Below are 12,286 nucleotides of genomic sequence, written 5' to 3' on the forward strand. Positions count from 1 at the left end.
GTCTCGGGGGAACCCGACGTCACCGAAACCCGTCGTGCCGCCGCTCGTACCGTCTCCGGGCCGCCAGGAGTGCGCCGGCGTAGAGGACCAGAACGGCGGCGAGCAGCAGGTAGTACACGGCGGGGAGCGCGGTCAGGCCGAGCATCGCGCCGAGCGGTGACGGCGGCAGGGCCAGGCCGATCACGGCCAGGGTGACCGCCGACCACACCACCGGACCCGGCCGGCGCCCCTGCGCGGCGCGGCTGCCGACCCGCAGCAGCACCATCACCAACGCCTGCGTGAGCAGGTTCTCGGTGAACCAGCCGGAGTGGAACGCCGCTTCGTCGTCCCCCGTCCCCGGCCCGTGCAGGGCGAGCGCGAGTGCACCGAAGGTGGCCAGGTCGGCCACGGCGTTCAGCGCGCCGAACCCGACGATGAACCGCAGCAGCGCGCGCGGGCGCAGCACGGTCGGCCGACGCAGCACCGCCGCGTTCGGGCGGTCGTGGGCGAAGGCCAGCTGTGCCGCGTCGAAGCACAGGTTCTGCGTCAGCACCTGGGCCGGCAGCATCGGCAGGAACGGCAGCAGCAGCCCCGCGCCGAGCATCGCGATCACGTTGCCGAGGTTCGAGGAGAGCGTGACGCGCAGATACGTGGCGATGTTGCCGCCCGCGTACCGGCCCGCCGCGACGGCGTGGGCGACCGCGGTGAGGTCCTTCTCGGCGAGCACCACATCCGCGCCCTCACGGGCCACGTCGGCGGCGCCCCGCGGCGCGATCCCGACGTCGGCGGCGCGCAGCGCGGGCAGGTCGTTGACGCCGTCCCCGAGGAACCCGACGGTGTGCCCGGCGGACCGCAGGGCGTGCGTGATCCGGGCCTTGTGCTCGGGGGTGCAGCGCGCGAACACCGTTGTACGGCCGACCAGTTCGGCGAGTTCGGAGTCGCCGAGGCCGTCGATGCGGTCGGCGGTGAGTACGGTCCCGTCGGCGACCGGGACACCGAGGTCGCGGCAGGCGCGGGCGGCGGTGCCGGGGTGGTCGCCGGTCAGGATCTTCACGGCGACACCGCGGTCGGTGAGCACCCGCAGCGCGTCGGCGGCGGTGGGCGCGAGGGCGTCCCGCAGGGTGACCAGGCCGCGGAAGGTGAGGCCGCGTTCGTCGGCCGGCGTGTACGCACGCGCGCGTGCCGGGCGTTCGGCGGTGGCGACCGCCAGGACACGCAGCCCGGCGGCGGCCTGCCGGGCGGCGAGGCCCCGCACCCGATCACGCGCGCCTCCGCCCTCGCCTCCACCCTCGCCCTCGCGCTGGTTCTCCTCGAACACGCAGCGCTCCAGCACCGCCTCGACGTCTCCCTTGACGACCAGGGTGTGCGTGCCGAGGCGGCCGGGGGTGCGCACGACGGCGGTGGCCAGGCGCCGGACCGGGTCGAAGGGAACGGCCGCGGTCCCGTCGTAGGCCATGAGCTCGTCCTCGTCCGCCGCGTCCAGGAGCGCCTCGTCGAGGGCGTCGGGGGCGGGCAGGTCGGCGAGTTGGAGGGTCCACCAGGCGTTGACGCCGGCCCAGCGCAGCACCTCGGGGTCGTCGCGGCCGTCCGGGCCGAGGGCGCTGTCGACGACCGGCCGGTCCTGGGTGAGCGTGCCGGTCTTGTCCAGGCACAGCACGTCCATCGCGCCGATGTCGTGCAGCGCGGGCAGCCGCTTGACGATCACCCCGTGGGCGCGGGCCAGCAGCGAGGCGCCGCGGGCCAGGCAGGTGGTGACGAGCACCGGCAGCATCTCCGGCGTCAGCCCGACGGCCACCGCGACGGCGAACGGCAACGTCTCCAGACCGCGCCCCCGCAGCGCCGCGTTGGCCATGAGCACCAGCGGCGGCGTCAACAGCATGAACCGGATGAGGATCCACGAGATGCCGTGCACGGAACGGTCGAAGGCGCTCGCCCCGACTCGGTCGGCGGTACGACCGTGAGCGGCCGCGAACCGCGTGTGCGCGCCGGTCGCGGTGACGATCGCGGTGGCACTGCCGACGGCGACGCTGCTCCCCTGGAAGCAGAGCTGCGGCTGCTCGAACGGGCCGACGGACACGGGCGGTTCACCGAGAAGGCCGCCTTCTACGTCGTCCACCGCGCCCGGCACATCGGCGGCGGACTTGGCGACCGGCGCGGACTCCCCGGTGAGGGCGGCCTGGTGCACGCTCAAGCCGCTCGCGCGCAGCAGACGTACGTCCGCCGGGACCACGTCTCCGGGGCCGAGGCGGATCACGTCACCCGGGACCAGTTCGTCCACGACGATCTCGTGGACGGTGGGTGACGCGTCGTCGTCGGCGCGGCGCAGCACGGTGGCGGTGGTGGCGACCAGTTCGCGCAGCGCGGCCATGGAGCGGTCGGCGCGGTGCTCCCCGGACGCGCGCAGCACGCAACTGACCACGACCAGCAGGAGGATCACCGAGGCGGTGCCCCAGGCGAGGACCGCGGCCGACACCAGACCGAGGCACAACAGGACCGCGGTGAACGGGTCCCGCAGACTGCGCACGAACAGCCGTGCCCAGGAGGCCTCGCGACGGGCCGGCAGCGTGTTCTCGCCGAACCGCGCCAGCCGCTCCTCCGCCTGCGCCCGGGTCAGCCCGCGCGGGCTGCTCTCCAGTCGCCGCAGCTCTTCGAGCACGGTTGGTACCGACGCGTCGGCGGGCGTGACCGGCACGGCCGCCCCGGCCGACCCGGTCGATACGGCGGTGCGCAGGCCAGCTCCCTCGGCCGCCGTCGGCTCAGGCACCGGTCCCGCGCAGCCGACGTACCGGCGCGGTGGTCTGGTGCGAGCGGGCGGTCAGCTGGCCGACCATCACGCGCACGACGGTCACGATGTCGGGGTCGTCGACGTAGTAGACCTGCCGCCGGCCCTCTCTGCGGGAGCGGACGAGCCCGGCGAGCTTCAGTTTGGCCAGGTGCTGGCTGACCGCGGGCAGCGCGCCGCCCACCCGGTCGGCGAGGTGCGTGACGTCGCTCTCGCCCTGGGACAGCGCCCACATGATGTGCAGTCGGGCCGAGGAGGCGAGCAGGCCGAACACCGCGGCCGCCTCCGTAAGAACCTCGGCGGACGGGTCCTCGTAGCTCCCTACGCCCCCGACGTTCTCCGCCACAGTCCGCTCCCGTCCCACCCATGTCACAGCCGTCGTTCACCCGACATCCACACGCTCGCCCAGTCTAGGCGGCGGCACCGACAGCGCCCGCCGCTCGTGCCCGGAGTTCGCGGATTGCGCAATGTCTTGAGCGAGTGACAGAACCTCGACGATCTCGTGATCACCGGCGATGGAACGGGGTATCCGACCTAGGCTTGCGCAACCAAGCAACCGACTGAGCAACCCTTACTGGAGGACAACGACGTGGGCATCATCGGCTGGATCATCCTCGGCCTGCTCGCCGGAGCGATCGCCAAGATCCTGCTGCCCGGCCGCGACCCGGGCGGTCTGATCGGCACCACCCTCATCGGCATCGCGGGCGCCTTCGTCGGCGGCTGGCTCTCCTCCCGCTTCCTGGACCGCCCGGTGGAGAACCACTTCTTCGACCTCTACACCTGGGGCTCGGCGATCGCCGGCTCGCTGGTCCTGCTGATCGGCTACCGCCTGCTGTTCGGCAACACGCGCCGCGACTGACCAGGCGCCGCCGAGGGTCTACGGGGCGCGGGAACCGGGTACGGCGCGGCCATCGCGCTCCCCCACCCGCGCCTCCTCAAGACACCTCCGCAGGAACGGCACCATCCCGCGCTCCAGCAGAGCCGCTTCCCACTCCTCGCCGCCCCGGCCGCCATCACCCTGACCGGCGTCGCCCTGACCGGCCTCAGCGCCCTCCTCAAGGGGCCGGCTCCGCGCCGCCGCCACCAGCAGCCACCCCAGATCGCCGACCGCCACCCCGACGGCCACCGCCCCGGTGAGCAGCGCCGCCGTGATCAGACCGCCTCCGACGTACGGCCGGTCCGCGAAGACGCGCATGCCGTACCCGGCGATCAGCAGGACGACCGCGGCCACCGCCGACAGCACGGGAATCAGCATCACCAGCAGGTTCTGGACCCCGTCCGAGCCGTTCGCCCTGGCCGCGGTGACGATGCCGGCGCGCTCGTCCAGCGCCCTGGCCCGCAGCCACTCCCGGTCCACCGACCCGCCGACGCGCTCGAGGGCCTGGTCGAGCACACGCTCGAACAGCGCCCCGTCGATGTCCTGCGACGGTCCAGGATCTGCCATGTCTCCCCCGTTGGTTGAGGACTGGCGAGTGTAATGGTTCATGACTTGCGCAACCTTTGAAGGCCGGACGTCTGCGGGCATGGAGGCGGTCCCCCAAAGCCTCGATTTCCCGGAATCAACGGCATTCACACGTCCGAAGGCGTAACACACCCATAGGCATAGGGTTGCCGAATTGTTATCCGGTGAATTCCGTTGTCCACGGCGGACGTTGAATGTCAAGGCCGCTGAACAGGCCGCCGGTACAGCTGTCGAAAATCCGCTGATTATCGGTTCCGGATGTCGGATTCCCAGGTTTTCGCGCCCCCTGGCCCGCTTCGACTCCTCGTCCCGCCCCAGAGTGTCGGCCGGAACAACCGACCCCGGTGCACGGCACCGCAAAGGGAGAATTCAGTGAACGTCACGACCACGGCGGGCGCGCCGGTCGAGCGACGGGCGGCCACGCTCGTCATGGCCTGCGTCGGCGTCTTCGTCGCCTATCTGCCGGTGACCACCGTCTCGGTCAGCCTGCCCACCGTGCAGCGCGCGCTGCACGCGTCGACCTCCCAGCTCTCGTGGGTGTCCGACGCGTTCGTGCTGCCCATGGCCGCGCTCATCCTGACCGCCGGCGTCTTCGGCGACGTACACGGCCGCAAGAAGGTCTTCCAGGCGGGCCTCGCATTCGCCGCCGCCGGCGCCGCCGTCGCTCTGTGCGCGCGGTCAGTCCAGGTGCTGTGGGTGGGCCAGGCCCTCGCCGGAATCGGCGCGGCCGCCCTGCTGCCGACCACCCTCGCGCTGATCAGCCACGCCGTCCCGGACCCGCGCGAACGCGGCAAGTACGTCGGCCTGTGGGCGTCCGCCCTGCTGGCGGCGCTCGCCGTCGGCCCGCTGATCGCCGGCGTGATCCTGAACCACGCCGGCTGGCGCTGGATCTACCTCCCGGCCCTCCCGGTGTCCCTCCTCGCCATGGCGATCGCCGCCCGCACGCTCGTCGACTCCCGCGCCCCCGGCGCCGCCGCCCGCCGCCTGGACTGGCCCGGCCAGCTCACCGCCGCGCTCGCCGTCACGGCTCTGGTCTACGGGGTGATCGAGGGCGGCGCCGAGTCCTTCACGGACGTCAAGGTGCTGCTCGCCCTGTTCGTCGCGGTCGTCGGCGGTGTCGCCTTCGTCATGGCCGAGCGGCGCAGCACGAGCCCGATGCTGGATCTGTCCCTGTTCCGCAGCCCGGGGTTCAGCGCGACCACGCTGGTCGCGATGATCAGCTTCCTGGGGCTGATCGGGTTCTTCTTCGTGCTGAGCCTGTACTTCGGCATGGTGCAGCGACTCGACACGCTGGAGGCTGGCTACCGGCTGCTCATGGTCACCGGCGTGTGTCTGCTCGTCGGCCCGATCGCGGGCCGCCTGATGCACCGCATCGCACCCCGCCTCATGATCACCGCCGGTCTGCTGGTCACCGCGGGCTCGCTGTTCGCGCTGACCGGCATCGACGCCGGCACGTCGTTCGGCTCGCTGGCCTGGCGGCTGGCGCTGCTCGGCCTGGGCCTCGGCTGCGTGATCACCCCGATGACGGCCACCGCCGTCAGCTCGGTGCCGCACCACCTGGCCGGCATGGCCGCGGCCGGCAACAACGCCTTCCGCCAGGTCGGCGGCGCCCTCGGCCCGGCCGTCCTCGGCACCCTGCTGACCACGCGGGCCACCGACGCCCTGCCCGGCCATCTCACCGACGCGGGCCTTGCCCGGCCGACGGTCGAGGCGGTCACCGCGGCGGTGGACCGGGGCGGCCTCGGCGCCGCGGCCGGCCTGGACCTGGGCCCCGACGGGCCGCGCGCCCTGGCGGCCCTCAGCGAGGCCTTCCTGGACGGCCTCCAGCTCTGCCTGCTCGTGGCCGGCACCCTGGCCCTGCTCGCCGCCCTGGTCGCCGCGGTCCTGCTCCGCCCCCGCCGCGAATCCCTCACCAAGGCCGCCGCCTCCCCCGCGCAGGAGCACCCACCGGCCGACGCGGCCACCGACCTCGTACGCGACCATTAGTCACTGATCTCTGCCACCCATCCGAGGAGAGGACCCGACGTGCGCCTGCGGTGTGCTGTGCTCGACGACTTCCAGCAGGTCGCGACCGAACTGGCCGACTGGTCGTCCGTGGCCGGGCAGGTGGACGTCGTGTCCTTCTCCGAACACTTCGGATCCGAGGACGAACTGGCCGCCGCCCTCGCCGAGTTCGACATCGTGGTCACCCTGCGCGAGCGCGTCCCCTTCCCGGCCGGCCTGCTCGCCCGCCTCCCCCGGCTGAAGCTGCTGATCGCCTCCGGCATGCGCAACACGGTCATCGACTACGCCGCCGCCGAGGCGCACGGCGTCACCGTGTGCGGCACGGCGAGCTCCTCGACCCCGCCCGTGGAGCTGACCTGGGCCCTGCTGCTCGGCCTCGCCCGGGGGATCGTCGAGGAGAGCAACTCCCTGCGGTCCGGCGGGCCTTGGCAGCAGTCGGTGGGCGCCGACCTGCACGGGCGGCGGCTCGGACTGCTGGGCCTGGGGAAGATCGGCAGCAAGGTGGCGCAGGTCGGGCTGGCCTTCGGAATGCGGGTCGGCGCCTGGAGCCAGAACCTGACCGGGGAGCGCGCGGCGGAGGTGGGCGTCGAACTCGCCGCCTCCAAGGAGGAGTTGCTCTCCGACAGCGACTTCGTCTCCGTCCACCTCGCCCTGGGCGACCGCACCCGCGGCCTGCTCGGCGCCGCCGAACTCGCCCTCCTCAGGCCCACCGCCTATCTGATCAACACCTCCCGGGCCGCGATCGTCGACCAGGACGCGCTGCTCGCCGCGCTCCACGAGGGCCGGCTCGCGGGAGCGGGCGTCGACGTCTTCGACGTGGAGCCCCTCCCCGCAGGTCACCCCCTGCGCACGGCACCCCGGCTGCTCGCCACGCCCCACCTCGGTTATGTGTCGCGGGCGAACTACGAGACGTACTACGGACAGGCGGTCGAGGGCATCCGGGCCTTCCTGGACGGAAAACCGGTACGACGACTGGGATGAACGACCGTGACCACCTGTCAGCGGAGGCGTTGAACGGGAAGTGCGACGGCGAGTGGTGCCGGCGCACTCCTCGAGTACAAAGGAGAACGTGATGTCTCGCATCGCGAAGACGGCCGCCGTCGCCCTCGGCGCCGGTGCCGTGGTCCTCAGCGGGACCGGCCTGGCCATGGCGGACGCCGGCGCCCAGGGCGAGGCCGTCGGCTCGCCCGGCGTGCTGTCCGGCAACGTCGTGCAGGTCCCGGTCCACATCCCGGTCAACGTGTGCGGGAACACCGTCAACGTGATCGGCCTGCTGAACCCGGTCTTCGGCAACAGCTGCGCCAACCTGAGCGACCACAAGGGTGGTCACCCCGGCCCGGGCGGCTACGGCTACGGCGGCTGACCCACAGTCGTACAACCGGTCGTACCGGCAGTACCGCAGTACCCACGGAAGAGCCCCGGCACCTCGAGCGCCGGGGCTCTCCCCGTGTCCGGAAGGCCATGTCCGGCCGAGAGATACGACCGTCAGGCGTACCGGTAGATCCGGCTGACGTCCTCCAGCGACTCCGGTGTCACGTTCCAGGGCGGCATCTTCTCGCGCCGGGCGACGATCCGGCCGTGCTGCCGGTTGGCCGGTCCCGGCGGGGTGGCCGGCAGATAGCGGGCGCCGCGGTGGCGGCTCTGCCAGCGGGACCACTGCAGGTCGATGAAGGCGTGGTGCAGCCAGAAGACGGGGTCGTTGACGGAGGCTCCGCCGAGCATGACCCCGCCGACCCACCGGTGGACCCGGTTGTGGTTGCGCCAGGAGACGGTGCCGCGGCCGGTGCCCCACCCCTCCAGCTTGTTGCGGAACCCCTTGGTGAGCGTGGAGTCCCAGGGCGAGAAGTCGTACACCGGCTCGGCGAGCGCCGACTCCAGCTCGGACTTGGTGGGCAGCGTCATCGGGTCACGGGCCCGGCCGAGGTCCCGGGTGAGGAACTCCCCGTCGGTGACACCCTCCTTGATGGTCCAGTTGCCCGTCCCGTAGGCGAAGGGTCCGGTCGTCACCTGATGGTCCGAGCTCCGCCCGTTGCCGCCGAGCAGGTCCTTGGTCCAGGGCGCGGAGGTCGCCGTACGGTTCCGCGTCCAGTCCCAGTACGGCACCGACACCGAGGAGTCGACCCGGCGCAGCGCCTTCTCCAGCTCCAGCAGGAACTGCCGGTGCCAGGGCAGGAAGGAGGGCGTCATGTGCGCCGCCCGCAGCCCGTCCTCGCCGTCGGCCGTGTAGTACTCGATGTGCGTCCGTACGAACTCGTCGTACTCCCCCCGCCGTTTGACCTCCAGCATCGCCTTCACGAACCGCTTCCTCTCGGCGGCCGTGAGGGTGCTGACGTCCTTACGCGTGTACGCCATGTTCGCCCCCCATGTGCATCTTCCCTCCGCTCATCGGCCCCGGCGCGAGATCGCGCAGCTGCTCACCGGGGCCCAGTTCGTCGACCGCCGCCCGGGCCGCAGCGAGCGGCGTCGGGTACGAGCGGTAGTGGTCGATCATGCTCAGCCAGGTGCCGTCGGCCCGGCGCATCAGGTGCAGCGGGCGGCCGTCGACGGTGACCTCCCAGTGGATGTTCCGGCCGGATGCGTGCGCCGTGGCCGTCGGGACACCGACGATGTGCCGGCCGCGGTAGGTCTCGTCGAACGCGCCGTCCCCGGGCCGCGGTTCGTCGTGCACGGGCCGGGAGGCGGCGACGACGGGCGCGAGCGCCAGGGCCACGGCCGGCACCAACAGCCCACGCAGCACGTCCCGTCGGGTGCCCTGCGCGGGCCCGCCTCTCGCGCCGCCCTTCGCTGCCGGTTCCGCGCCCACGGGTACTCCACCCACGCTGACGACCATGGTCTGCCTTTCGTCGGGTCCGTCTCTCCACCCCGGTAACCGCCCGACGGCCCGCACGGTCACGTCGTACGGCTCACGGAGTGACCGGGTCCGGACATGCCGACGGGCCCGGACCGTCGCGGCGGTCCGGGCCCGTCGGCCCTGTCGTGTCGTTCGTACGAGTGCGCAACCCGCCCTTACAGGCCGGGGCCGAGCCCCAGGTTCGCGCCCGGCACGGTCTGGAGCACCGGCGCGAGGACGCCCGCCTGCGGGAGCTTGAGGTCGGGCAGGCCGGCGTTGTCGGCGTTCGGCGGGGTCAGCGGGGCGTCCAGGGACAGGCCCGGCGCGAGGGTGCGCAGGTCGGAGGCGGGCGTCTGGAGACCGACGTGGTCGAAGTCGTCGCCCAGGATGTGCGGCAGCGGGGCGCGCAGGCCGAGACCGGGCAGGCCGCCGTGCACCGGCAGCTGCGGGATGACGCGCTCGGGGATGAGGCGGCCCTCGACGTACCGCGGTCCGTCCGGCTTGCCCGGCATGGGCACGGGGATCTCGCCGCCGACCTTGGGCAGTGCGATGTTGAGGGCCTGCTCGGCGCCCTCCAGCGGCACGGGGACGGGGACCGTGCCGACCGCGGCGGCGGGGGTCGCGGTGGCGGCGCCCACGGCGGCCGCGACGCCGGTCAGGACGGCGGCAAGGGTTCCTCGGGTGGTCGACTTCATCTCGGGTACGGTCCCTTTCGGACGGTCGGAGGGCTCTGCGTGCGTACCGAGTAACGAGGCTGCCGACGGCATCAGTTCAAGTTTCGCCCGGGTGCAGCAGTAGTCAGCTTGTCGAGAAGTCCCACCAGTTGAACGGTCCGCCCCGTCCGCCCGGCCCGGCCGGTCCCGTCAACGGCGACCGGGCCCGTGGGCGGATCCCGGTCGCCGTTGGATCAAGTCCCCGCGTCAGCCGCGCAGTTTGCGGGCCGGCAGGACGACGTGGGCCGCCGAGTTGAGGGTCTCCTCCGAGCCCGCGAACGCGGCCAGCGCCTCCGCCTCCAGCGGCTTGCCCGGCTCGGCCTCGGGCCAGGGGCGGGTGGTGAACACCAGGTAGGCGTAGCCGCGTTCCTCGACGGCCGCGAGCCACTCGGGCGGCGGGACGCACTGGGCGTTGCAGCCCGGCATGGTGACGACGGCCTGGCCGCCCTCGACGAGCATGCTGACCGGCAGGCTCGGCCGGGTGGCGGCGTCGACGAGCTCTCCGCCGACGGGCAGCCCGGCGTTCTTGAGCAGCTGCGCCACGGCGGCGGAGGAGGCCTCGGGGCCGTTCGGCGCGTCCCCGAGGGGATAGGCGAGGAGATAGGGCATGTCGCCGTCGGGGGCCTCGCCGCTCCAGGCAAGCACGACGAGCGTGCCCAGGTCGGCGGCGCCGAACGGGCGGGTTTCGCTTGAGGTTGAGGTCACCGCGCGACCTTATCGACGCTCCGGAAGGCCCCCTGACGCCTCATCACCCGACCGGGCGATCGTGCCCGCCGTGTCCACACGAACGGGGGACGGCGCTCGAACACGGCCGAGGGCCGACTCCGCGCGGTGAGGACTCGACGAGGAGTCCGCCGGGGGAATCGGCCCTATCGGTGAAACGCCGGGAAACGTAGGGAATCGCCGGGAATCCCCGACAAACGCCGCCGGAATTACGTCACTTCTGCAGCGGAAGCCCGCCGAGCAGCCCACCGGTGTTGTTCAGCGCGGCGGTCGCGCCCTTCACGGTGTTGAGCAGCGAGTCCTTGTTCTCGGTGTCGAGGGCGTTCGACTGGTGCTGCAGCGGCATGACGTCGACCGGGTCCACGCGACCGCTGGTGAGCGTGTTCACCGCACCGTTGAGGCTGGTGGGCGTCACATCGGAGGCGTTGTAGGCGAACGCGGGCGCGGCGGCACCGACGAGGGCCACGGAACCGGCAACGACTGCGGCGGCCTTCAGGGACTTCATCGGGTTCGGGTTCCTTTCTTCGGCAACTCAAGTCACCAGGTGGAATTCTGACGCCGTGCCTAACGACTTCCCACGGGGCGGGAAACCCCGGGAGCAGAAACTTTCTGCGGCCCACCCGAATGAACGGTGCGTCCGATCGGCGTTTCTCATCCTCATATGAAAAGGCCGCCGGGCCGACCCGGAATGGATCGGCCCGACGGCCTTTCGACGTGCCCCACCAGCCTGCCCCCACCAGCGTGCGCCTACGGGCGTACGTCTTTCGGCATACGCCCCCAGGCACACGCCCGTAGGCGCACGCCCGGCGTCAGCTCGTCGGCAGCGCGGGCAGCGCCGGCGGCGCCACCGGGAGCGCGGGTGCCGCCGGAAGGGCGGGCAGGGCCGGCAGTCCGGGCAGGCTCGGGGCGGGCAGGCCGCCGCCCAGCAGGGTGGCGGCGAGGACGTTGACCAGGCCGGTCAGGACACCGGTGACCGCGGGGACGACCTGGGACACATCGCCGGAGGTGACCGCCGCGAGCAGGGTGGTGACCGCCTTCTGGAGGGCGGCGAGGGCGTCGGCCGTGAGGTCGGCGGGCGCCTGCGCCTGAGCCTTGGCGTCGTCCGCCTCGACGTCGCCGCCGCTCTTGGTGGTGGGCAGCCCGGGCAGGGCCGGCACGGCCGGCAGCGCCGGAGCCGCCGGGACGGCCGGCACCGCGGGAACCGCCGGTGCCGCGGGAACCGCCGGAGCGGCCGGGGCCGCGGCGGTGACCTTGGCGATGGCGTCCTTCACCGCGTCGCCCAGCTTGGTCGCCTGGTCGGCGGAGAGCTGGCCGTTGTCGGCGCCGAGCACCGCGTTGAGCAGGTCGGTGACCGGGGTGAGCACGGTGCCGAGGTTGCCCAGGCCCTTCACCTGGGCGAGGAGCGCGTCCGCGCCGGGGACGGGCGCATGCGCCGCGGCCTGGACGCTCCGCTCCCGGGCCGAGTAGGCGTCGACCGCGACGGCCGCCGGTGCGGCGAGGCCGATGAGGAGGGTGGCGCTGAGGGCGGTGGAGGCGATACGCCGTGCGGGCAGAGCACGCATGGGTGTTCCTTTCGGTGGTGCGTCGGATCTTGAGCCCACCGTGAAAGCGCCCACTGCACTCTGCAACCGAACGAACACGCCCGGCCACGCCCCGATCCCGGCACCTTCGACGTCCTCCCTGGTGAGAAGCGCGTCGACGGGTGCACGCCAAGTCCGGCACCCCACCCCCCATTCGGGGCAACGAGAACCGGCCGCCCGCCCGTGATGGAACCACGGGAGGACGGCCGGCCC

Annotated in this window: 13 protein-coding genes; 4 read left to right on the forward strand and 9 right to left on the reverse strand. The window is 72.7% G+C overall.

Going from position 1 to position 12,286, the window contains the following annotated elements; genetic code table 11:
- Window positions 1–19: 19 nt before the first annotated feature.
- A complete protein-coding gene (mgtA, locus tag ACIP6U_RS24100) occupies window positions 20–2,743 on the reverse strand; it encodes a magnesium-translocating P-type ATPase (RefSeq protein WP_401721299.1) in 2,724 nt (907 codons plus the stop codon).
- Window positions 2,736–3,107: an ArsR/SmtB family transcription factor gene (locus tag ACIP6U_RS24105; RefSeq protein WP_401721302.1), complete on the reverse strand. Its 372-nt coding sequence runs from the start codon at window positions 3,105–3,107 to the stop codon at window positions 2,736–2,738. The genes mgtA and ACIP6U_RS24105 overlap by 8 nt, the downstream gene beginning before the upstream one ends.
- 243 nt (window positions 3,108–3,350) lie before the next feature.
- On the opposite strand from ACIP6U_RS24105, the gene ACIP6U_RS24110 reads away from it, so the two are divergent.
- The gene (locus ACIP6U_RS24110) at window positions 3,351–3,620 is read left to right on the forward strand and encodes a GlsB/YeaQ/YmgE family stress response membrane protein (protein ID WP_401721305.1); all 270 of its coding nucleotides are present in this window, start codon (window positions 3,351–3,353) and stop codon (window positions 3,618–3,620) included.
- 18 nt (window positions 3,621–3,638) lie between these two features.
- On the opposite strand, the gene ACIP6U_RS24115 is transcribed toward ACIP6U_RS24110, so the two are convergent.
- Complete coding sequence (locus ACIP6U_RS24115) at window positions 3,639–4,205, reverse strand: hypothetical protein (RefSeq protein WP_401721308.1); 567 nt, start codon at window positions 4,203–4,205, stop codon at window positions 3,639–3,641.
- 390 nt (window positions 4,206–4,595) lie between these two features.
- On the opposite strand from ACIP6U_RS24115, the gene ACIP6U_RS24120 reads away from it, so the two are divergent.
- The 3 genes from ACIP6U_RS24120 to ACIP6U_RS24130 all read left to right on the forward strand — a co-directional run bounded on the left by ACIP6U_RS24120 (window position 4,596) and on the right by ACIP6U_RS24130 (window position 7,590).
- Entirely contained in the window at window positions 4,596–6,209 is a 1,614-nt protein-coding gene (locus ACIP6U_RS24120) for an MFS transporter (protein WP_401721311.1), read from the forward strand.
- Between the two features lie 39 nt (window positions 6,210–6,248).
- Complete coding sequence (locus tag ACIP6U_RS24125) at window positions 6,249–7,208, forward strand: D-2-hydroxyacid dehydrogenase family protein (protein ID WP_401721314.1); 960 nt, start codon at window positions 6,249–6,251, stop codon at window positions 7,206–7,208.
- A 91-nt stretch (window positions 7,209–7,299) separates the two neighbouring features.
- Window positions 7,300–7,590 (forward strand): chaplin, encoded by a 291-nt coding sequence (locus tag ACIP6U_RS24130; RefSeq protein WP_401721316.1) that lies wholly within the window; start codon window positions 7,300–7,302, stop codon window positions 7,588–7,590.
- Window positions 7,591–7,712: 122 nt separating this feature from the next.
- On the opposite strand, the gene ACIP6U_RS24135 is transcribed toward ACIP6U_RS24130, so the two are convergent.
- The 6 genes from ACIP6U_RS24135 to ACIP6U_RS24160 form a co-directional block, all read right to left on the reverse strand.
- Complete coding sequence (locus ACIP6U_RS24135) at window positions 7,713–8,579, reverse strand: tyrosinase family protein (protein ID WP_401721319.1); 867 nt, start codon at window positions 8,577–8,579, stop codon at window positions 7,713–7,715.
- Window positions 8,563–9,057 (reverse strand): tyrosinase family oxidase copper chaperone, encoded by a 495-nt coding sequence (locus tag ACIP6U_RS24140; RefSeq protein WP_401721320.1) that lies wholly within the window; start codon window positions 9,055–9,057, stop codon window positions 8,563–8,565. Before ACIP6U_RS24140 ends, ACIP6U_RS24135 begins: the two co-directional genes overlap by 17 nt.
- A 176-nt stretch (window positions 9,058–9,233) precedes the next feature.
- Complete coding sequence (locus ACIP6U_RS24145) at window positions 9,234–9,752, reverse strand: hypothetical protein (protein ID WP_401721323.1); 519 nt, start codon at window positions 9,750–9,752, stop codon at window positions 9,234–9,236.
- A gap of 225 nt (window positions 9,753–9,977) precedes the next feature.
- On the reverse strand, window positions 9,978–10,475 hold the full coding sequence (locus ACIP6U_RS24150) for a DUF5949 family protein (protein WP_401721326.1): 498 nt from the start codon (window positions 10,473–10,475) through the stop codon (window positions 9,978–9,980).
- Between the two features lie 232 nt (window positions 10,476–10,707).
- Window positions 10,708–10,998, reverse strand: coding sequence for a hypothetical protein (locus ACIP6U_RS24155; protein ID WP_124000080.1), 291 nt, complete (start codon window positions 10,996–10,998; stop codon window positions 10,708–10,710).
- Window positions 10,999–11,302: 304 nt separating this feature from the next.
- A complete protein-coding gene (locus ACIP6U_RS24160; RefSeq protein ID WP_401721329.1) occupies window positions 11,303–12,055 on the reverse strand; it encodes a hypothetical protein in 753 nt (250 codons plus the stop codon).
- Window positions 12,056–12,286: the final 231 nt, after the last annotated feature.

It is taken from the genome of Streptomyces sp. NPDC088794 (assembly GCF_044750545.1).
Classification (GTDB): Bacteria; Actinomycetota; Actinomycetes; order Streptomycetales; family Streptomycetaceae; genus Streptomyces.